Source organism: Bacteroides sp. MSK.18.37 (genome assembly GCF_019129155.2).
In the GTDB taxonomy this organism is placed as follows: Bacteria; Bacteroidota; Bacteroidia; order Bacteroidales; family Bacteroidaceae; genus Bacteroides; species Bacteroides ovatus.
In genome coordinates, this window is sequence record NZ_JAHOIB020000001.1 from 4,584,537 (window position 1) to 4,607,626 (window position 23,090).

The window sequence follows — 23,090 nt, forward strand, 5'->3', positions numbered from 1 at the left end:
TAGAAGAGGGATTATGAAAAAAGTGTTTGTATCAATGGCGTTGGCAGTTCTTGCATTGGGAAGCCAGGCACAAGTTTTGAAGAATGACCTGTTGAAAGGTTATAAGGTAGGCGATACTTTGGAGAAAACGGTTTATGATGATAAACGGGCTCCTATTAACGTAGATACTTGGTGTGGAGCATTTACTACGACATCGGTTGAAGGAGTGGTAAGTCCTACTGTTGGAAAGGCTTTGACTTATGACGGATATAGTGAGGCGGGATCATCTATCAATTTTGGTTTTCCGCAAGGTGTGAAAGGTTCCCGTGTCAGCGTATATTCTTTGGTAGAATCAGGAAAAGTTTACTCTAAAGGAACTTATTACCTGGCTTGTCTGGTGAACTTTGCTAAAGTCGGTTCAAGTAATTTGGCAGATATCTTGGCTGCCAGTGCCAGTTATGTTGGCGGAGGAAATCGTGGTCAAGTATATGTCAGACGTGAAGGAAATGATAAAATCAAATTTGCTGTAGGCTTGATGAAAGAACGTAACGAAGCTCCTATGGTATATGATTATAATACAACGCATCTGCTGGTATTGAAAGTTGATTATGACAAGAATGAAGTTTCTTTATTCGTTGATCCTGATTTAAATCAGAATGAACCGAAAGCCGATGTTGTAGTGGCTGGTGAAGAAGGTGCATTGAAAGCTGGTCTGAAAGCTATTTCGTTTAGAAATCGCAGTGGCTTTAAAGGAAATATCGGTAATTTCCGCTTTGCCAGAGATTGGGCTGGCGCTATAGGAAAATAATAGAATATATTAATCTATTAAATAGAAGAGGGGGAGAGTTGCATTGTAGACAACTTTCCTCCTTTTTGAGTTGTGGTAAGCTATATTATATTCTTGAATCACTGCTTGTCTTGTAATTCACGTAATACATCATTTATAATATAAGTATCGCTCATTAGATGCAGACCGTAACGGGAGTCATGTAACATGGCACATACATTTGTTTCATAAAACAGATTTAATGCTCGTTCCGGGCTTATCTCCAATCGGACCGATAATAATAGGATGATACGACTTATTTTTCTCCAAAGTACTTGTTCTCTCATTTATTACCTCCTTTTCTGTCCATTGTATCCAGTGGAAAACTCTTATCAAAATGTAGCTGTGTATCAATGAGTTGCTGATTGAGCAAACATTACCGAAATCTAAATCGGCACGTCCCACTTTGGCTAAAGGATGCTCTATAGAAAGGGTGGAACCATGATAAAGTGTTATTTTCATACTTTTCCGCCCTCCTGTGCTTCCCAGTTTTTCAAAGCTTCAGCCACATCCTCGCCTACATGTTTTAGGCTTTGTGTGTGCATCACTTCGTAATTGTCCAGTAGAAGACGTTTGATTAGGTTCATTTTCTCTAAACGTCGGCGCATTTCCATAGGAGAAATTCCCATTTCGCGTGCTCCGGCTTCTATCGCCATGACTGCAAAGTGAATCTTTTCACTTTCTAGGATATCTGGTTGTTTACACATAAGCATTAAAATTCAGTTTATAAACAAAGATACTTGATGGCAGGCAAATAAACAACATTGCCGGAACTTTTTTGTATATACAAGTAAAAGTCCTCCAAGCTGCCGCCGGAGGACTTTCACTACTAACCTTCAAACAAATTTATAAATAGTATTATGTCGCTTAATTATATCCTTTATTCTGTTCGTACAATCCTTCTTTTACTTTCATTTGTGAATCCGGTATCGGGTAGATGTATGAGTCTTTGGTGACCAGTTTGTATAATTCGTACGTTTCCGGCTTGGTGATTACTCCGTTGGCATCGGAACCATTGCGCTTGAACATATCCTGCAATACACCTACATATCGGTTCTGACGTACCAAATCGTGCCAGCGGATTCCTTCAGATGCCAGTTCACGGCGGCGTTCAATATCTACAGAGTCTGCAAAATTCTCGATGGTAATATCATCATCCAAAGCATCCAGTCCGGCGCGTGTACGAATCTTATTCACCATTTCTTTCCCTTTGCCGGTAGGTCCTACAATTTCAGCATACATCAACATCACATCTTCCAGGCGAATTAGTGGATAATTGATGGGGAAATAGGTGCGGTCGGCAATCTGGTCATCGATGTCTTCGTATCCTAAAAGTTTGCGTTTCATTTTGTGCTCGAAGAATTTCAGGAAGAAATCCCCTCCTGTATATGGAGTTCCGTCTTCGTCGACAAATTCACTTGTATTGATAGTTCCTGCACAACGTTTGTCAATGAAAGCACCTGTTTCGTCGGTTTGCTTGAAAATACCGTCCAATTGGTTCTCACACCATATTCTGTTACCGGACATTTGTATCTTCGTATAAGAATCGTTGACAGCCGGTACAGAGTTGAATACCATTGGATTACCATAGTTCTTGGCTGCAATATACTGGATCTCGAAAATATGATATTTGTTGTCGTTGTCACTGATCCATATTTTAATCCATTCGTCGGCTGTGCTCGCCCAATATTTATTGTTGGCGAAAGAATAATCGATCACCTCGCTAAATAGTTCCTCGGCCAACGCCTTTTTAGATGCATCCTGTACGGGATATCCTGCCATTGTCAGATAAACGCGTCCTAATAAAGACTTTGCAGCCACTTGGGTAGCACGCCCGGCTGAAGCGCTGTTTCCCATATAATTCAGCGGAGTGTCTACCAGTTTCTTTACTGCGTCCTCCAAATCCGGGACGATTGCTGTCTCATATACCTCCACCGGTTCAGACTGTTTGATCGTCATCGCTTCATTCACAGATACCGGTTCCAATACGATAGGAATACGTCCGAAGTAGCGTACTAAGTCAAAATAAGCCAATGCTCTAAGGAATTTGGCCTCGCCGATAAACTGGTTTTTGATAGCTTCTGAAGAGAAAGTAACCCCGTCGGTTTTGCTAAGAAACATATTGGCACGGGCTATAATCTCGTACAGATTATTCCAGGCTCCGGAAAGGGTACTGATGGTAGAAATGTTGGGATTGAAAGTTCCTATATCGATATAGTCACGTTGTTTATCCGTCGTTTTATCCACCCACGCATTGTCTGAACGAACTTCCGACATAAGCCAGGAATAGTCCGAAATAGGAAGCAGGCCGTTGTAGATACCGATAATGGCTTGTTCCATTTCACTGGGAGTTGAATAGAAATAGTCCGTGGTACGTGTGTCGTTAGGCTCCACTTCCAGCCAACTTTCACAAGAGGACAGTGACAATGTCAGCGCTAATCCTCCACTTATAAGATATTTATATAGTTTCATAGTTTCTTTCTTTTTTTATTTAGAATGTAACATTCACTCCTAACGTAATGACTCTGGCTTGCGGATATGAACCGTAGTCATAGTCTCCCGTTGAACCGCCATTGTTAGCTTCAGGTGAGAAACCACCTTCGTATTTATCCCACATCAGAAGATTTTCCCCTGTCAGATAAACACGGGCATTCTGTATGAACTTCTTTTTGAATGGAATACGGTATCCCAATGTTACGTTTTTGAGTTTTATGAAATCTGTACTGTATAACCATCGGCTGTCATAGAACTGTCCCGTATTGGCGTTGTCGATACCCGGAGTTTTTCCGTCGCCCGGTTCTGCTTCCGATTTCCACATATTTTTCCAATGAGACAATACATTACCGTTGGCTCCCATACCCGGACGGTCCATGGCACGTCCCAGGACGCTGTAAATCTGGCCTCCTGTCTGTGCGGTAATCAGGAAAGATAAGTCGAAGTTTTTATACTTGAAGGTGTTTGTTATACCGAAAGTATAATCCGGATCGGGTTTGCCCATCAAGGTGCGGTCGCTGTCATTGATAACTCCGTCGCCATTTGCGTCCCGGTAGCGTACGTCGCCCACTTTGCTGTTCTGCATTACAGGATATTTTTGTAAGTCAGCTTGTGTCTGATAGACTCCGACAGCATCGTACATATAAAAAGATCTCAATGGCTGGTCCACCATAAACACCTGTGTGGTGCTGTCATATCCTGTAAATACAGTGCTGTTATCATCTCCCAGGCTAAGTACTTTGTTCTGATTGTAAGAAACGTTCAGAGAAGTGCTCCATTTCAGTCTGCCTGTCAGATTCTGCGTAGTTACTTCCAGTTCGAAACCTTTGTTACGGATAGAACCGATGTTTCCCCATGCTTTGGTAAAGCCGAGCAATGCGGGAACAGTCACCTGGTATAACAAGTCTTTGGTTGTTTTCACATAATAGTCGGCAGAAAGGAAGATACGGTTGTTGAACAATCCCATATCGAAAGCAACATTCCAGCTTTCAGTCTTTTCCCAGCCAAGATCAGGATTGGCGAGCGATGTCGGTGCAAAACCGTTGATAATACTTCCGGATGAATAATTGGCACTGCTTAGTTTGGCAAGCGCTGTATTTGTAGGAATGGAGTTGTTACCATTTGTTCCCCAGCTGGCACGCAGTTTTAATGAATTCATGACGAAATTTTTCGGCCAGAATTTTTCGTTTGAGATACGATAAGCACCGGAAACAGCCGGGAAGATACCCCAACGGTTCGCTTTTCCGAAACGGGAAGAGCCATCACGGCGGATACTTGCCGTCAGCAGGTAGCGATCGTCATATTCGTATTGTAAACGTCCGAAGTAAGACATCAGGCGGGATGGAGTTGATAAGGACGCTGTAGCAGCAGTGAGTACGACGTCGGCCATATCGATCACTTCCAGAGAGTTGTCCGGAAATTGAGTGGCTGATAATCTCATGGAAGAACCACCGGAACTTTCCATAGAATAACCGGCCATTGCTCCAACAGTGTGCCGGCCAAATGTCTTGTTGTAATGCAACACCCCTTGGAGAAGGAATTTATTACCACGTGATTCGGTACGACTTGCTGTCGTTCTGTAGCCTTCCACATCCGTCCGGTATTTGGTGATGGTGCTCGGTACGAAAGAACGGCTTTGGGCACTATTAAAATTATACGAACCGGTCACTTCTGCTTTAATGCCATTCCATATATCCGCTTTAATATAGGCAGATGAACTGAATTGCACCTTTTCTCCTTTGTTTTGTACATGTTCCATATAGGCAACAGGACTGATTTTGCTGGAACTGGTCCAACGATAGTAGCCGTAAGCCCCTGCACCGGTATAGATGCCATCTTCAGGTTCTGCAACCGGAGCCATGGTAAGTACGTTCGTTGCCTGACGGTCTTTACCATCTACACGTCCTCCTTCATTCCAACTGGCAGATGGTGCCAGATTAACTCCGACAGTAATCCGGTTGAATACTTTCGATTCTACATTGGCACGGAAATTCAAGCGCTTATAATTACTTTCGATAGCGATACCCTCCTGATCTGTGTATCCCATTGATACACGATATTTAGTGTTACCGCGACCACTTGAAAGAGAGAGTTGATAATTCTGTATCGGAGCCAGACGGAAGAATTCATCCTGCCAGTCAATCAATTTCAGATTGCCGTAACCGGGTTCTGTCCAGCGGGGGTCATTCAGGAAATAATAACTTTCCTTTCCACCGATCATTGCCAGACGGGTAGCGTAATCATCTTCAATCGTTGCCCCTTTACTCCCGTATTGAGAAATATATCTGTTATTATTATATGCGGTACGGAATTCAATCCATTCTTCGGGCGACAGTACATCTACTTTTCTTTCCAATGACTGAATACCGAAAGAGGCCTGGAACTGTACTCTCACTTTTTCATCAGTACCGGCTTGTTTGGTGGTAATCAAGACAACCCCATTGGCACCGCGGGAACCATAGATAGCCGATGAGGAAGCATCTTTTAATACTTCAATAGACTGTATGTCTCCGGGGTTGAGGCTACCGAGGTCATCGACAGGAATACCGTCTACTACATATAAAGGAGTAGCATCTGCGTTGATAGAAGCAGCTCCACGTACACGAATCTGTAATTCGGAACCCGGTTCACCGGTGGTGCTACGAACTTCCACACCTGCCAGTTGTCCTTGCAGGGAAGAAGCGATATTGGTTGATGCCCGGTCTTCCAGCTTTTCGGCATTTACTTTGGCGATAGCTCCGGTCACATTTCCTTTCTTGGCACTACCGTAGCCGATTGCTACGACTTCATCCAGTGCGATAGCGGATTCCGACAGTTTGATTTGCAGCGTTTTATCGGTAATGGTTACTGTTTGAGTGTTATATCCGATAAAAGACACTTCCAGCAGTTTGGCACTTTTGGGAGCGGAGAGTACGAATTTACCGTCTAAATCAGTAATCGTTCCTTTGGCGGTTCCTTTCACAGTGACGTTTGCACCGATAATCGGTTCATCTTTCTCATCTACGACTACACCTGTCACCGTCCGGTTTTGTGCGAACGACAGGGTAGATTGTACTACGAACAGAGTCATTAAAAGGAGATATTGAATCTTCCTTCCCAGACTGCCATTTCCATGCAAAATGTTTTTCATGTTAATATCTCTAAGTGATTAAATTAGTAAATAACGGAAGATGCAGACATGGTTTGTTTTTCCATTTGTCTGACTTCCTCTGCAAAGGAAGTGTATTAGGAGAAATTACGCTCAAGTATTCGTACGGAAAAGATGTAATTTCATACTAATTGCTAAAAAACACATTTGGCATTTGTACGCCACCCCCTATGAACGTACAAATATAGCCTTTTCAACGGATTGCCTTTATCTGTTCATACATCTGTTTGCCCAAATATTCGGCAGAATTTTGGTTGAAATGCAAACGGTCGCCCATCAATTCCGCATCCGACATGTCTATCAAATATGCGTTCTTATCTTCTTTAGCAAAACGTTTCATGGCGGCTTCCACTTCGCTGCCATACTGTTTGTTCTTCTTGGCTACCGTACCGAAAATAAAAGGTAGGTTGGAGTAATCTTTTCCTGTTTTTTCGCTTAGATGGTTGCGTACATAAGTGACTACTGCTTTCAGGTTTTCATAATATTTATCTCCATGTGCATGGTCACTTTCTCCCTGATGCCATAGGAATGCATCAATCTGATAACCGTTTTTCAACTTGGATAATGTATTGTCGATGCAGCCGTCTATGTCATTGATGAAGGACAGAAGTAAAGAACGTCCTTTCTCACTGGTTGCCGTATTATTTGCCAGCCATTCGGGATTTGCCGACCAATGAATTGATTTGTCCGAAGCATTGGAAGGCTCGATAGAAGTTCCGCCGATTGCCCATTTGATAACATAGAAAGGCTCTTGCCACCATTGTTCCAGCCAATAGTAGGTAATAGCATCGTACCCCCAGGTATTGGGTTTGGCTCTTCTTTTACTCTTAGGCCAGAAGGGACGGAATTTCCCGTCTGTACGGTTCTGGGCAATTCTGCAATACTTGTAGGCTCCTGTCGTAAAAGCCGTATCTGTTGCCATTGTTTTGATGTAATCCGGCAAACGGTCGTTGGGTACACGTCCGTCGGTATTCGATTGTCCGGCGGTGATAATCACATGGGCAGGTTCGTTGTTGCCCGCCATACAGTTGCAGCTGAATGCAAGTATGAAAAGGATCAGTAAATTCTTCATGATAGAAATATGCTTTATGATTTTATAAACTATGGAGGTAATAAAAAGTCCTCCTCACGTTTATTATCGCTCGGGAGGACTTCTTATCAAACTAACAATCGTGTGAGAAATCTAATACCTGTTGAGAACTATTTATTTGATTGTTTCGAGAAACTCTACTTCGATGATTCTTAACTGGTTTTTGCTGCTGCTTTTTTCCAGTTCCATTTTATTGGCGGCCTTAGCCTCTACTTCGATAATCTGTCCGAAAGCATCTTTGTCACTAGTGTTTCCTTTCAAGCGGATGGTTATCGTATTGGCACGTACGGGCTTTTCTATATTGAGATGAATATATCCCAGGCTTTTATCCGTGTTTCCGCTCCAAATCAAGGTGTTGCCGGCATATACTTCCAGCGGGTAACTTCGTGAACGCCATCCTTGCAGTTTGATGCATATATCGTCTATTTCGGCATCTCTTTCCAATGTATAGGTAATCCATGCAGTGCTTAGTTTGCCGTCATTCTTCCATTCGGTCAGTTCGATATCATCGTAGCTTTTTTCAGCATCATTATTGTTGGAACCGGCTTTTGCCGAAACGATTCGTACGCCCTTTTTGCTGTCTTTGTAAGAAGGGGTAGAAGGTGTTTCGCCTCTGTCCAGTCTGCCTTTCAAGGTAGACTGCGGAAGATAGGAACTCAAACCTCCAGTCACTTTTACAGGCACCGTTTCCAATGTGAGAGAGGCACTTGGAAGTCCTTTAGCCTGTGCTGTCAGAGTTACTTTTCCGGCAGTCGTCGTACTGCGGATCAGTGCGCGGTTGATACCACATTCTACCGGAAGGTTTGTATCAAGAATATGATTGTTTTCACCTTGAGCAATACCTCCGCGCCATTCCGCATGACCGTTGAGTGTGAACTGAACGGTGCGGTTGTCCAACGGACAGCGTTTTCCGTCTTTATCTACCACTTCTACCTGTATCAATGCCATATCCGCACCGTCTGCATGAAATCCTTCGGGGTTTTGGATAGCGGTAAGTTTCAGACTGGCAGGTTCACCGGCTGTATTTAGAGCATAGCGGCTGATTTCTTTCCCTGCTTTATTGTAGCTGACAGCTTCCAGCTTGCCCGGTTTGAAGGCTACGTTGTCGAAAGTAAAGAGAAAATTGTATTGGCGTTTGCCTTTACCCAGGGAGTTACCATTCAGGAAAAGTTCCACCTCTTCTCCAGTAGATACTACCTGCACAGGTTTTACCGTATTTTCCGGATAGTTCCAATGGCCGATGATGTAGGTCTGGTCTTTTTCCGTATCTACCCATCCGTCCCACATTACCTGATGTGCGTAGAAAGCATCTTTTTCGATACGCATCGCGTCCGTCACTCCACTTCTTCGGTAGTTTTCCGCACCCCGGTAATGAGTGTTAGTGTCGGAGAAGATAATTTTAGTACCGCCGGAGCTGACTCTGTTACCCGTTCCGGGACGCTCACGCCAATAATCATACCAGCGGGCTATCATGGTGATGGCAAGCTCATCTTGGTTGCGGTTATAGTCAGTGGCCGGTTGTCCTTTATAAAGTGGTCCGTCACCTTCTTTATGGAAAGGATAGCTGTATTCATCCCAGTACTTTCTTAAACCTTCGTCGCGGCAATATTCGGTCGCCCACATCGGATGATGTTCGCTTCTGTTAATGTACAGCATTTCGCCGCCGTATTCTGCTTCGCGGATATCCAACATTTCACGTGATCCGATGGCACGTCCGCCGAACGGGTCGTATTTGTCGCGGACAGCTTTCATTTCTATCATGTGTTCGCGGCTGATGGCTTTGTTGCCACATTCGTAGAACAGGATACTCGGATTATTACGGTTGTAGATAATCGCGTCTCGCATCAACTCTACCCGTTGTTCCCATTGACGTCCTTCACGGTCTTTTTCAGCATCTCCGGCAGGCATTGCCTGTATCAGACCTACACGGTCGCAGGATTCTACATCCTGTTTCCACGGAGTAACGTGCATCCAGCGAACCAGATTCGCGTTTCCTTTCACCATCAGGTCATTAGAGAAATCGCTCAACCAGGCAGGTACGGACAGGCCTACTGCCGGCCATTCGTTGCTGGTACGCTGTGCATATCCTTTCATTTGGATAATACGGTCGTTCAGCCATATCTTTCCTTCTGCAAAACGTGTCTTGCGGAAGCCGGTGCGGGTACTTACTTCATCGAATACCTGATTGTTGTCATCTTTCAGAGCGGTTTTTACCGTATACAAGTAACCATATCCCCAACTCCAGAAGTGAAGATTATGGAGGGTGGCGGATGCTTTTACCGTTTTAGTCTCTCCGGCTTTCAAAGTCACTTTATCACCTTGGAAAGTTTTCATTAGTTTGCCGTCTGCATCAAGTACACTCACTTGATAGCTGAATTGCCGGGGAGCTTTACTGTCATTTCTGACTTCCGATTCGGCATGAATCGTAGCTTTGCGTCCTTGGATGTCGAAGTCTTGGGCATAGACGTATACGCCTGTCGTTTTCAGGTTGCTATATAGGGGAAGAGTCTGATATACATTATCAGTAACGTACAAGAAGACGTTTTTAGGAATACCGCCATAGTTGGCATTGAAATTGCGGTCGTTCCACTGGAACTTAGAGTTAGTTCCTTCTTCTCTGTACATCCAGTCGTTGTCGGTGCGAACGGCAATCACGTTCTCACCCTCTTTGATATGTGGAGTCAGGTCGAACCCTACCGCCATAACACCATTTTCGTGTCTGCCCAGATAATGTCCGTTGAGATAGAAGTCTCCGCGTTGGCGTACTCCTTCAAATTCGACGAATACTTTCTGATTACTTTTCAGTTCCGGAATCCGGAAATTCTTGCGATACCATACCACTGTATCTGTCAATTGTTCGATGGAAAGTTTGAATGCTTCGTCTTCATTGAAGGCATGAGGCAAAGTCACTTGTTTCCATTTACTGTCGTCGAATTTTGCGTCTTTGGCTTTAGGAAAGTCTCCTATCCGCAGCTTCCATTCGCTGTTGAAATTGTATTTTTTGCGTTCGGATGCCTGTCCGTTGATGACAGACAGTGCAGTCAGCAGAAATACGAAAAGAAATAATTTGTGTTTCATGATAGTCTATTAAAATGTTCTGCTGCAAAGGAAGTACATTGAGAGAAAACATACATATACTACCGTACGGAAAGGATGTAATTTTTATCTCATGATGAAAAAAAGCGACTGGTATTTGTACACAATTTCAGATAATAGTACACATTCCCCGTTGATAGGAGAATGAGATACTATTATCTGCGGTTAGCACATGTTCTTTTTAAACATCCGTTTCATTCTCTTCTTCTTTTTCTTCGGAAGCTTGTTCTGTGTTCTCTGCCGTATCATTGGAAGCCGGAGCTTTACCACCGTTCTTCTGATAAACAGAAGGGGCTATTCCGAATTGATTCTTGAAGCATTTGCTGAAATAATAGGGATCGTTGATACCTACTTTGTAGGAAATCTCGGAAACAGTCAGGTCTTCGGTTAACAATAATTCCGCAGCTTTCTTCAAACGAATGACACGCAGGTATTCATTGGGAGAGTATCCGGTGACACCACGTACTTTCTTGTAGAATACGGTACGTCCCAATCCCATCAGGTTGGCATAGTCATCTACGGAAAATTCCGTTTCCACCATGTGCTCGTTCAGCATTTCATTCAGTTTTGCCAGGAATTTGCTGTCCTTGTTGTTCGTACAGATAGCCGCATGAACCATTCCCGGTTCGTTGGAGAATTTTTCACGCAGTTTGTCCCGCTGTTCGATCAGTTTGGAGATTCTGGCCAGTAATAAGGAGATGCTGAATGGTTTGGTGATATAAGCATCCGCGCCGGATTCGATACCTTCCAGATATTTTTCTTCCATATTGAGGGCGGTTAGCAGAATGATGGGAATGTGGCTGGTGGCAAATTCATTCTTTAATTTCTTGGTCACTTCGAATCCCGTCATACCCGGCATTAATACGTCGCAGATAATCAGATCTGCATCATAAGTTTGTGCACGTTCGAAGCCACTGATACCATCCGCTTCTGCCACTACTTCGAAGTAATGACTGATTTCTTCTTTCAGGAATTCGCGGACATCATTATCATCTTCAATGATTAATACTTTCCGCTTGTTCAACGGTACGGGAGGTGCTGCCTGTTCGTCCGTATTTTCGTCTGTGACAAACTCTTTATGGCGTTGTTTCTCTTCTTCAATCAATAACTGGTTAGGAACCAGGAAATCTTTTTCTTCATAAACACTGGCGTCCGTTGGTAGTTCGACGGTGAAGATGGAACCGCCGCCTTCATTCTCATTATAAGAAATCGTTCCTTTATGTATATTGATCAGACCGTATGTCAGATGAAGTCCGACGCCTACACTGCTGTGTGAGAAGCTGCTTTGCATAAAGCGTTTGAACAGTTCGGCACGCTTCTCTTTCGGGATGCCCAGTCCTGTGTCGATCACTTGTATGCAGAGCTGTTTCTTCTGTTCCTGTACGTCTACTTTGAATATAATCTTTCCGTTGGAAGGAGTATATTTAAAAGCGTTGGAGAGCAGGTTATAGATCACTTTATCAAGATTCCCCTTATCCACAGGCATCTTGTAAGAGTTCTGTGAGGGCTCGAAACGGAAATCCATGTTTTTGGATTCGCTGACGTCCTTGAAACTAAGGAATATCTCATAGCAGAAAGCGACAACATCCGTTTCCTCCAGGGAGAGGGCGAGTTTGTTTTTCTGCATTTTCCGGAATTCCAGTAGTTGGTTGATAAGCCTCAACATTCGTTTCGTGCTCTTGTCCATGATCTTCAGGGAGTGTTGCATATCCTTGGAGTGGTTTCCCATGTTGACAATTCTTTCCAAAGCACCTTGAATCAGTGTCAACGGAGTGCGGAATTCATGAGAGATGTTGGTAAAGAATTCCAGTTTATACTCCGTCAACTGGTTTTCTACAGCGATACGGTTACGCAGCGCATTGAAATTTCTGATAATACGGAAACTGAAGTAACCCGCTATGGCTATTAGAATGGCATAGATCAGGTAAGCCCATCCGGTTTTCCAGAAAGGAGGAGCTATTACGATTTCCATCACATTTTCTTCTCCCCAGATACCGGCGGCGTTGCAGGCTTTCACATGTAGTTCATATTTGCCCGGAGGCAGATTCCGGTAAGTGGCAAAGTTCAGGCTGGAGGGCGAACTCCATTCCGTATCGTATGGAGGAAGACTGTAAGAGTATTTGGATACCCCGTCCAGATAGTTGAAGGTAGAGAAAGAGATCGTGAGTGAACTCTGATAATATTTCAGGTTCAGTTCGTTGATGTAAGGCATTGCTTCTTGTAAAGGCGAATCCTCCACTCCCGGAAGCATGTGCGCACCGTTGATTTGAAGTCCGGTGAAGATAACGGAGGCAGGCTTGTCCAACGTCTCTATCTTGTTGGCATCCAGTACTACCAAGCCATAGTTTGTTCCGAACAATAATTTGCCGTCATTGCTGACGCAAGCGGTGTTTTCACTATATACATTTCCTAAAGTGTAGGAAGAGAAAAAGTAATTTTCTATCTGTTTGGTAGCCGGGGTGAAACGGGAGATGCCATATTCGGTTGCAATCCACATTTTATGGTCCTTATTCTGGACAATGGATTGTACGACTGCATTGGATAATCCGTCTTTTATATCATAGCAATCGAAAGTCAGGTGTTGATAGCTGTCTCCCGGGTGGCAGACTGCGAATCCGGCCCCGGAAGTACCAATCCACATATTACCTTTATCATCGTTCATCAAACAACGGATCTCGTTGCTGGGGAATGTGCCGTTGGCATGATTGTAAATCACGTAATTCTTGGGTGATGCAATCAGTGAATCCGGATGGAAGATATAAATACCGTTGTTCGTGCCTACCCACATGCGTCCGTTCTTGTCCTCTTCGATGACACGGATGCGTTTTTCACCGTAGTTGTCTTGTAAGAAGTGTTTGAACTGGTAGCCGTCGGTAGTTTTAATTGCTAAATTTAATCCTCCACCGAAAGTGCCTAGCCACATACGTCCTTTTCTATCGCGATAAATGGAGTAAACCTGGTCGTTGGATAGAGAGTTAGCGTTTCTGGGGTCATTCTTATACCATTTGTTTGCGCCGATGCGAAGGCCGATCCCTCTCATTCCCAGCCATAAGTTGCCTTCCTGATCTTCGTTCATGCTGTAAACGTTATGGGTGAAGTCCTCTTGCCGGATCACTTTGGTCAGGGCAGAGTTGTATTCGTAAAGGCTACCCATGCGGTTGGCCATGTAGATATTGCCGTTTTGAGTCTGAAAGAGCATGCGGATGGTATTCGAGCGGTCGGAACTGTTTTCACCGCTGGGATGAATACGCTGTGTTCCTTTGTTCAGAATTTCCAAATGAGATAAACCCGAGAATTCGGAGCTTACCCAGATACCTCCGGAACGGTCTTCCATTACAAATTGAAGATAGTTGGAGTTGATGTGGCTGGATTGATTGACTTCGAATGTGAAGTGTTGCAGGTTACCCGTCGATAATTCATAAGCGTAAAGCCCGTTGCCGTAAGTCGATATCCAGAGAATGTCCCGTGAGTCGTGTACGATGCTGTAACGTTCCACATCGATGTAACCGATATGTTTGGAGGAAAGGAACTGGAAAGGTTTGATTTTGCCGGTGGTTATATCGACGTACCATAAATTGCCCGTATAGTTATGTACCCATACATTTTTCTTATTGTCCCTGGTGACAGCGCCATTTTTGATATTCAGTTCCGAGTAACGACTTAGTTTACCGGTCGGAATATCCAGTATATAGCTGCCGTTGACGGTAAACAATACCCATTTATCCTGCAAGAGGAAGTTGCCTGTGACGTGGCCTATATCATCAAAGCCCTCGGCTAACGACGCAACCTTTTCCAGCTTGTCCGTGGAATAGGTATGACGGTAGATTTCATTTTTATCGGTAATGATACAAGTGTATTTATCATAAGAAATGATGTGTTCCCAGTTCTGTTGTTGCGGGTCGAGGTTGTTCGTTTTACCATTCTGATACTTCAATAACCCTTTGTCCGTACCAATCCAGACTTCTCCTTTTGCACTTTCCAGAACGAATTGTACTTTATCGGAAGGCAGGTTGCCTGATTTCTCTTTATACGCTTGCGATGAAAATTTGCCGTCCTGATAAACGACTCTGCGGCAACCGTTTTGATTATGCCATAACCAAATAGAGTTGTCGGAAAGGATAATGAATTTGGAATAGTTTTCCTTGTATTCCCCATTTCCGGTGAAATCTACAAAACAGCCATGACGCAAATCATAGCAACTGATAAAAGAAGAAATTGTTGAAATCCACATGAAGCCGTTCGGGTCTTCTTCCATGCTTCGGATGCGGGAATCGGCTAATGAGAGCGGGTTATTTATATCCGGATAGATATTGACGAAAGAATTGCCGTCATAATAACTTAATCCGTTGAGAGTTCCCAGCCAGATAAATCCTTTACTGTCCTGCATCATATAGCGGGTCGAATTATTTGCTAATCCATCTCCGGTAGTCAGCTTATTGGAGCGAATTTCCACGGAGGCCGACAGTGGATAGAGATAAAGCAATAAAAGCGATAATATAAGGAATGTATTCTTCTTCATAGTGGATTTATATGTGTTATATGCAGGCAAAGATAGTTATTTCTTTGGATTTTAAACAAATCTGCCCTTCGTATAGTAAAATACCAAGGGCAAGAGATGTGTATTTGTGGTTGGCGCTGATACTTTTAGTATAACACTTACTTGATTTGATATCCTCTGAAAGTACCTTTCATCTTTATAAGGTCCGGTCCGAAATAGAATCCCGGTTGTGTTGGCTGGTTATAGCCTACATTTTGGGTAGCGATACTGATTCTGTATATCGGTTCTTCAAGGAAGGTGTGGAATCTGTATTCGGTCGGGATAGTCGATACGTAGAGCCGGAGAGAAGCGTTGTCCTCGGAGCGTACGAGTACTTCTTCCCGCCAGTCGCCTATAATGTCACCTTGCAGACAAGGATTCGATTTCGTTCCATTGTTGAAAAGAGTTCCTGTGAATTTGACAAGCGGAACAAACTTTTTATTTTCCCAGTCGTATTTAATAATCATGCTTCTATCCAGTAGTTCGCGCAATAGGTCTCCATCCCACCAGACAGCCATATTGGTCGGCATATTTCTCATTTTGGGGGCTATGATTTCTCCTTTTACGTTTCGAATACCTTGTGAATCTCCTGACCACATTTCCACACCCGGATGAGTCGGGTCAATGTCGGCGGCCATACAACGTCCTACATCGGTATTGCTTTTTAGCTGCAACAACACTTCTCCCGTTGCAGCATCTCTATAAGTGGAGCCGTCACGTTTGTTTTCATGGCAGTCCCACACTTGCAGACCTTTTCGTGAAGGGTCAAAATGTGTCAGGTGGATGGCGTCTCCATGTCCCATTCGGGTAGAATAAAGTCCTTTGCCGTTGTGGTCGATAGCACAGGAACCGTAAATGATTTCGTCGCATCCATCACCATCCACATCGCCTACACGCAGATTGTGGTTTCCTTGTCCGGCGTACTGCTCACATCCGGGATGGTTGCTGTCGAATACCCAACGGTTCTTCAGTTCTTTTCCGTTCCAGTCGAAGGCAGCCAGAACAGTACGCGTGTAGTAGCCTCGGCACATGACAACACTTGGGTGTACTCCGTCAAGATAGGCTACACAAGCCAGGAAGCGGTCGCTTCGGTTACCTTTTGCGTCTCCCCAGTCGGCAACGTTGCCGCGGGCAGGGATATAGTCGATGGTATGTAAGGCTTCACCGGTGTCTCCAGAAAAAACAGTCAGGTATTCTTTGCCTTTCAGAATACGTCCTTGTTTCATTATCTGATTTCTGCTGGGATCGAAAGTTCCCTCTTCGCGATAGTCTGCATTTGCATCTCCTATCACTTTCCCTTTGCTGTCTATTGTTCCGTCGGCAGTCCGCATCACTACTTCCGCTTTGCCGTCACCATCCAGATCGTACACCATGAATTGAGTATAATGAGCTCCTGCACGTATGTTTTTACCCAAGTTGATACGCCATAGTTGTTCTCCGTTCATTCGGTAACAATCGATGTATACTTCGCCTGTATAGCCTTCATGTGCATTGTCGTGTGAATTGCTGGGGTCCCATTTGAGGATAATTTCGTATTCGCCGTCACCGTCTACGTCACCGATGGAAGCATCATTGGGACTGTACGTGTAGGTATCACCTGCCGGAGTTATTCCGTCCGCCGGTTTTTGCAGGGGAATTTCCAGATAGCCGAGAGGCGCGTTTTCCGGGAGTGTGTATGTACCGTCAATGTGATGCGTCTCCTTGCCTTTTAGAACAGGACGTACTTCGTAAACAGCCGTTTTCTGACTGTTATTCTTATCACGGAACAAGGTGCTGACTGTGATGGGAGTGTCTGTCAGTTTCTTCCCGTCTCTGTACACATTGAAACCGGTCTGTATCGGATCGGAAGAAAGATACCTCCACGAAACGATTACTTCTGAAGGGTTTTCGCGAATGGCAACTACGCCGCGGTTTAGTTTCTCCCGTTGTAACTTTGAGTAGTTATAACCAGGTTGTGCTGTCATTGTTGCAACAGGCAGCAACATGAATATGCACAATAGATAAATTGCAATTCTTCTCATATTTGTTTCATCGGTTTGGACCTTATTATATTTATTCACTCGCAAAATTACTCCTTTTTTGAATGTATGAAATGGAGAAATGTACAAAGACTATATACAATTGTGCACCCTTTCAAATTAATTGTCCGTATGATATAATATTCTATCTTTTGCGTACATCCGTCCATTACCTCTTTGATGATATGCGATAATTTTGCAACATGAACTAAAAGAAGTAATTATGAAGTATCTTTTATCTATTGTACTATTGGCCTTGATTGGTGTTACAACTCCGAAAAAGACAACTCCCGCTTATGATTGGGGAAGTGTGTCTGCAAAGCCGGATTTATCGTGGGCCGATCAGGTGGGGGCGCAGAGGACTCCGAAAAACACAGAATGGGATGCCGGAAAGTTCGGGTTGCGGAATGACACTTCCGTATTTAGTACTCCTGCTATCCAGGCCGCTATTGATGCTTGTCACCAACAGGGAGGAGGCACGGTAGTTGTTGCCCCGGGGTATTATAAAATAGGTGCTTTGTTTATCAAGAGTGGTGTGAACCTGCATCTTAGTAAAGGTACTACCTTGCTTGCGAGTGATAATATTCAGGACTATCCGGAATTTCCTTCCCGCATTGCCGGTATCGAAATGACATGGCCTTCGGCTGTTATCAATATAATGGATGCGGAAAATGCCGCTCTTACGGGGGAAGGCTTTATCGATTGCCGCGGAAAAGTATTCTGGGATAAATATTGGGCGATGCGGGAGGAATATGAGAAGAAGAATCTGCGCTGGATTGTGGATTATGATTGCAAGCGGGTGAGGGGAGTACTGGTTTCCAACAGCAAGCATATCACGTTGAAAGACTTTACGTTGGTGCGTACGGGATTCTGGGCTTGTCAGATTTTGTATTCGGATCATTGTTCGGTGAGCGGACTTACTATTAATAATAATGTAGGAGGTCACGGACCAAGTACGGATGGCATTGATATTGATTCATCCACCAATATTCTGGTAGAAAACTGTGATGTGGATTGCAACGATGATAATATTTGTATTAAGGCAGGGCGTGACGCGGATGGACTGCGTGTGAATCGTCCGACGGAGAATGTGGTGGTTCGTAACTGTATTGCCCGTAAAGGTGCGGGCTTGCTGACTTGCGGAAGTGAGACTTCCGGTTCTATCCGCAATGTACTGGCTCATGATCTGATAGCGTATGGCACAGGAACGACATTGCGTCTGAAATCATCCATGAACCGTGGCGGAACGGTCGAGAATATCTATATGACGCGTGTTGAGGCTGATAGTGTGACTCATATTCTGTCTGTCGATTTGAACTGGAATCCGAAATATAGTTATTCTGCCTTGCCGAAAGAATATGAAGGAAAAGATGTTCCTGAACACTGGACTACTATGTTGACTCCGGTAGAGCCGAAGGAAAAGGGGTATCCTCATTTTCGTAATGTGTATTTCTCTCACGTAAAAGCAGATGGAGCAAAACGTTTTATTTCCGCTTCGGGATGGAGCGCAAGTCATCGCATCGAGAATTTTTATCTGTCTAACATTAATGCGGAGGTGGAATCTGTCGGAAAGATAACTTATGGAAAGAATTTCCAGTTACAGGATATTCATTTGACGGTAAAAGATAAAAGCCGATTGCGGCAAACGGATAATATAGATAGTAAGATTGAGATTAATTACAAATAATTCTCCTTACAGGCAGGAAGCTCTTGACAAAGCCTTTTTTATGTTGTATATTTGTAGGTGTGAATATCAATGGATAAAAGGTTTGATTAAAAAGAATGAAAAAGAAACTAGTACAATATGATGACAATATATCAGGGAGTCCTTACAGTAGTTAAGCTGTGAGAGTTTCTGTATGAGCCAAAGGCTGTGAATCTTTATGGGATTTGCAGCCTTTTTTGTTGCGAAAAATCACGGTTATATCCTTAATTCGGAGATTCATCGTTTATAATAAACTTGGATACCGTTTATAATAAACTCTTCAATAGTTTATTAAGAACGTTGACGAAGATTATGAAAGAAGAGTCATCTTTTTTCTTTTTGGTTCAAGATAAATTATGCTTTATCTTGGATATGTTATGAAAAGTAAATGATATAGACGTCGTTGTCACAAAACTCTATTCTTTGCGTACGATATTACAGCTCCTATGGTATAAAAAACAGTAGCTTTGCTGCTACATAATACTTGATATACCATGAAACGCATTAGCCTTCTTCTTTTTTTTATAGGATGTTTCCTCTTTTCTCTTTCGGCTACGAATTATTTTGTGGCTACTAATGGAAGCGATTCAAACAGTGGGACGATTGATAAGCCTTTTGCCACGTTGGACAAAGCACAATCAAAAGTGATGGCAGGAGATACTGTATATATCCGGCAAGGTACATATCGAGTGACGGAAGCAGAGATAATGGAACATTATACTGCGGGAAGTACTACTTGGAGCCGGGTATTTAAAATGTCAAAGAGTGGAACTGGACCGGACAAACGAATTTGTTACTCCGGTTATAAAAATGAGCGTCCGGTTTTTGACCTTTCGGCGGTAAAGCCGGAAAATGAACGTGTTATTGTGTTTTATGTAAGTGGCTCTTATTTGCATTTCAGAAATATAGAGGTGGTGGGAACACAAGTAACTATTGTGGGACATACCCAGTCCGAATGTTTCCGCAATGAAGGGGGAAGTGATAATATCTACGAACATCTGTCGATGCATGACGGTATGGCGATCGGTTTCTATATAGTGACGGGTAAGAACAATCTGGTGCTGAATTGCGATGCCTATAATAATTATGATCCTGTATCCGATGGCGGTAAAGGTGGAAACGTCGACGGATTCGGTGGACATCTCACTTCTCCCCAATATACAGGCAATGTATTCCGGGGGTGTCGTGCGTGGTATAACAGTGATGATGGTTTTGATTTGATTAACTGCCAGGCGGTTTTTACCATTGATAACTGTTGGTCTTTCTTGAATGGATATACGAAAGACGGTGGTAAAGCTGGTGATGGCACCGGATTTAAGTCCGGAGGATATGGGATGAGTGATAATCCTAAAGCACCAAGTGTGATTCCTATGCACATTGTTCAGTACTGCCTTGCTTATATGAATAAGAATAAGGGGTTTTATGCCAATCATCATTTAGGAGGGATAGCGTGGTATAATAATACGGGTTATCAGAACCCGTCCAATTTCTGTATGTTGAACAGGAAGACTGCATCGGAAGCGGTTGACGTGCCGGGATATGGTCATATTATAAAGAATAACTTGTCGCATACACCAAAGTCTTCGGGAAAACATATCATAGACGTTAATCAAGCGGAATGTGAAATAGCAAACAACTCTTTTCTTCCGGTAGATATGGCTGTGACGGATGATGATTTTGTTAGTTTGGATGCTTCCCAGCTTGCCTTACCTCGTAAGTCAGACGGAAGTCTTCCTTATGTAGAATTTTTGCGGCTGAAGACGAATAGTAAATTATATAATGCCGGAATGGGTTGTTTTCTTGCCGGGGGCAGTGAAGATACTAGCTATGATTGGCTGGAAGATGCGGCAATACTTGTTGAGGGAGATGTGGCAAAGATAGTAGGTCATGGCGCAGAAGCATTTGTGTACTTCTATATTAATGGTAAGGCAGTTTCTTTCTCTGATAGACAAGTGGATTTATCGGCCTATAAGGGAGAAATTGATTTGAAAGCGACGACAGATAATGGTGGCGTAACTAAATTGAAACAGATCAGGTGACGCAGAAATATAGAATTATGAAACCGATTCATAAAATAAAGAGAATATGAATAGAGAAACGATAATAAACAGACCATTGGATATATTTAGGAAAGCAATGCTTTTCCTGCTACTTTGTGTTCTTATCGCATCATGTAGCAAGGAAGATACTATTACGGAAGAAACTGGTATAACCGGAACTCCTCATTTCACCTGGGATATTGCGATCGAACTTGAACAGCCCAATAACTGGTGCATGACTTTGGCTACAGAAAAAGTAGCAATAACCAATCTAACAGAAGGAAAACAATATATACTCACTTGGAAAGGAGGACTTTCAACTGGGCGGAAAACAGGAGGGGTATTAAAAACGGTTATACGCGGGGAACAAACAAAAAATACGGATTTGGATCTGTTGGAAATAAAAGAATCAGGTAATAGTACTTATGAAATCTTTCTTCGTGGTGGCGGACGTAAAGGAGAGATTGTGTTTACAAAATAATAGTCTACCGGATTGTTCATCCCGGAATAAATGATATAAGAAAAACTTAACTCTATTCGTAGCGTGTCTTCTTTTATAAAGAGGATGCGCTTTTTTGATACTGTAGAGAGCGTTTTATTTTAATTCGATATATGTACAAAAATAAGTCTGAATATGGAATATTGTATATAGATAAGTAGTATTTGAATCTTTTGCATAGAACTCCATAAGAAAATCAATATCTCCATATCCTTTGCTTTGGGGCAAATGGAAACATGCGGTACTTTTGCAAAAAAAGTAACGAGATATAGAAAATGATAAAGTCAGCATTTTTAATAGTAGCGACATGTTGTAGTCTGCAACTGTTTAGTCAGGAAAAATTTCCCGATGGTAAAATTATACCGGATTGGTTTTACAAAAATGAAAAAACTGATATAAATGGATTAGGAAAGAATTTCTTGATTACCGACTATGGAGTAGTGAATGATAGTACACTGTTACAGACAGAGCAAATTCAGGCTGTTATAGATTTGGCGTCTGATAATGGAGGCGGAGTCATTGTTATACCTGAAGGTACTTATCTTAGTGGTGCGCTTTTCTTTAAACCGGGAACACACTTGCATTTGGAAGAGAAAGCTATATTAAAAGGTAGTGACGATATTAGCAACTTTCCTGTAATAGAAACACGGATGGAGGGACAGAACCTAAAGTACTTTTCAGCTTTGATTAATGTTGATAAGGTAGATGGTTTCACCCTTTCCGGAAACGGAAAAGTTGATGGAAACGGTGAACGATATTGGAAGTCATTTTGGTTGCGGCGGCGTGTTATTCCTAAATGTACTAATATGGATGAATTGCGTCCTCGTCTACTTCATATATCTCATAGCAATAATGTACAAGTTTCAGATGTGCGACTTGTTAATTCTCCGTTTTGGACAACTCACATTTATAAATGTGATAGCGTAAAACTTTTGAATTTGCATATCTTTTCACCTTCTTTTCCCATAAAGGCTCCAAGTACGGATGCAATCGATATTGATGCGTGTAAAAATGTACTTGTCAAGGGATGCTATATGTCGGTTAATGATGACGCAATTGCATTAAAAGGTGGCAAAGGACCATGGGCTGATCAAGATCCCGATAATGGTGGCAATTGTGATATTATCATTGAAGACTGTACTTTCGGATTCTGTCACGGAGTGCTGACTTGCGGTAGCGAATCGATATATAATCATAATATAATTCTTCGACGCTGTAATCTGGATCAGGCTAAACGCCTGTTGTGGTTGAAAATGCGTCCGGATACTCCCCAACAATATAAGTACATCCTCGTTGAAGACATAAAAGGAAATGTCCGCAATTGTATCTTTATTGCTCCTTGGACACAGTTTTATGATTTGAAAGATCGCAAGGATATGCCAGTCTCGTATTCCAGCTATATTACAATGCGTAATATTCATCTGGATTGTGATTCCTTTTTTGCTGTAGAGAAATCAAAACAATATAAATTATCCAATTTCTGTTTTGACAATTTGACTATTACGGCTAAAAAAGATGTGAAGATAGATGAAAATATTATTGATGCATTGGTTATGAGAAAGGTTGAGATAAATAAAGTGAATTAAAAAAGAATGGTAGAAAGACTGGAAAATCGTACATAGCCTGTAAAATCGTACAAAATAGGCGTGTGATGGGCTGT

14 protein-coding genes are annotated in these 23,090 nt (G+C 42.9%); 5 read left to right on the forward strand and 9 right to left on the reverse strand.

The window, feature by feature from the left end; all coding sequences use genetic code 11:
• Positions 1-13 precede the first annotated feature (13 nt).
• Positions 14-787 (forward strand): hypothetical protein, encoded by a 774-nt coding sequence (locus KSX81_RS17450; RefSeq protein WP_004301588.1) that lies wholly within the window; start codon positions 14-16, stop codon positions 785-787.
• A 98-nt stretch (positions 788-885) separates the two neighbouring features.
• On the opposite strand, the gene KSX81_RS17455 is transcribed toward KSX81_RS17450, so the two are convergent.
• The 9 genes from KSX81_RS17455 to KSX81_RS17495 all read right to left on the reverse strand — a co-directional run bounded on the left by KSX81_RS17455 (position 886) and on the right by KSX81_RS17495 (position 17,190).
• Positions 886-1,092: a DUF3791 domain-containing protein gene (locus KSX81_RS17455; RefSeq protein ID WP_074726648.1), complete on the reverse strand. Its 207-nt coding sequence runs from the start codon at positions 1,090-1,092 to the stop codon at positions 886-888.
• The gene (locus KSX81_RS17460; RefSeq protein WP_004301589.1) at positions 992-1,267 is read right to left on the reverse strand and encodes a hypothetical protein; all 276 of its coding nucleotides are present in this window, start codon (positions 1,265-1,267) and stop codon (positions 992-994) included. Before KSX81_RS17460 ends, KSX81_RS17455 begins: the two co-directional genes overlap by 101 nt.
• Entirely contained in the window at positions 1,264-1,512 is a 249-nt protein-coding gene (locus KSX81_RS17465) for a DUF3791 domain-containing protein (protein ID WP_032848700.1), read from the reverse strand. The genes KSX81_RS17460 and KSX81_RS17465 overlap by 4 nt, the downstream gene beginning before the upstream one ends.
• A gap of 160 nt (positions 1,513-1,672) precedes the next feature.
• Positions 1,673-3,277, reverse strand: coding sequence for a RagB/SusD family nutrient uptake outer membrane protein (locus KSX81_RS17470; RefSeq protein ID WP_004301592.1), 1,605 nt, complete (start codon positions 3,275-3,277; stop codon positions 1,673-1,675).
• Between the two features lie 19 nt (positions 3,278-3,296).
• Positions 3,297-6,428 carry a SusC/RagA family TonB-linked outer membrane protein gene (locus KSX81_RS17475; RefSeq protein WP_004301593.1) on the reverse strand — a complete coding sequence of 1,044 codons (3,132 nt, stop codon included), beginning with the start codon at positions 6,426-6,428 and terminating at the stop codon, positions 3,297-3,299.
• Between the two features lie 211 nt (positions 6,429-6,639).
• Positions 6,640-7,518, reverse strand: a complete 879-nt coding sequence (locus KSX81_RS17480) for a sialate O-acetylesterase (RefSeq protein ID WP_004320945.1) — start codon at positions 7,516-7,518, stop codon at positions 6,640-6,642.
• A gap of 132 nt (positions 7,519-7,650) precedes the next feature.
• Entirely contained in the window at positions 7,651-10,614 is a 2,964-nt protein-coding gene (locus KSX81_RS17485) for a glycoside hydrolase family 2 protein (protein ID WP_004301596.1), read from the reverse strand.
• Between the two features lie 199 nt (positions 10,615-10,813).
• Positions 10,814-15,151 carry a two-component regulator propeller domain-containing protein gene (locus KSX81_RS17490; protein ID WP_004301597.1) on the reverse strand — a complete coding sequence of 1,446 codons (4,338 nt, stop codon included), beginning with the start codon at positions 15,149-15,151 and terminating at the stop codon, positions 10,814-10,816.
• Positions 15,152-15,288: 137 nt separating this feature from the next.
• Complete coding sequence (locus KSX81_RS17495) at positions 15,289-17,190, reverse strand: rhamnogalacturonan lyase (protein ID WP_004320943.1); 1,902 nt, start codon at positions 17,188-17,190, stop codon at positions 15,289-15,291.
• A 220-nt stretch (positions 17,191-17,410) separates the two neighbouring features.
• On the opposite strand from KSX81_RS17495, the gene KSX81_RS17500 reads away from it, so the two are divergent.
• The 4 genes from KSX81_RS17500 (at position 17,411) to KSX81_RS17515 (ending at position 23,016) form a co-directional block, all read left to right on the forward strand.
• Complete coding sequence (locus KSX81_RS17500; RefSeq protein WP_004301602.1) at positions 17,411-18,874, forward strand: glycoside hydrolase family 28 protein; 1,464 nt, start codon at positions 17,411-17,413, stop codon at positions 18,872-18,874.
• 512 nt (positions 18,875-19,386) lie between these two features.
• On the forward strand, positions 19,387-20,931 hold the full coding sequence (locus KSX81_RS17505; protein ID WP_004301607.1) for a right-handed parallel beta-helix repeat-containing protein: 1,545 nt from the start codon (positions 19,387-19,389) through the stop codon (positions 20,929-20,931).
• 46 nt (positions 20,932-20,977) lie between these two features.
• Positions 20,978-21,412 (forward strand): hypothetical protein, encoded by a 435-nt coding sequence (locus KSX81_RS17510; RefSeq protein ID WP_004301610.1) that lies wholly within the window; start codon positions 20,978-20,980, stop codon positions 21,410-21,412.
• 293 nt (positions 21,413-21,705) lie between these two features.
• The gene (locus KSX81_RS17515; RefSeq protein ID WP_004301612.1) at positions 21,706-23,016 is read left to right on the forward strand and encodes a glycoside hydrolase family 28 protein; all 1,311 of its coding nucleotides are present in this window, start codon (positions 21,706-21,708) and stop codon (positions 23,014-23,016) included.
• Positions 23,017-23,090: the final 74 nt, after the last annotated feature.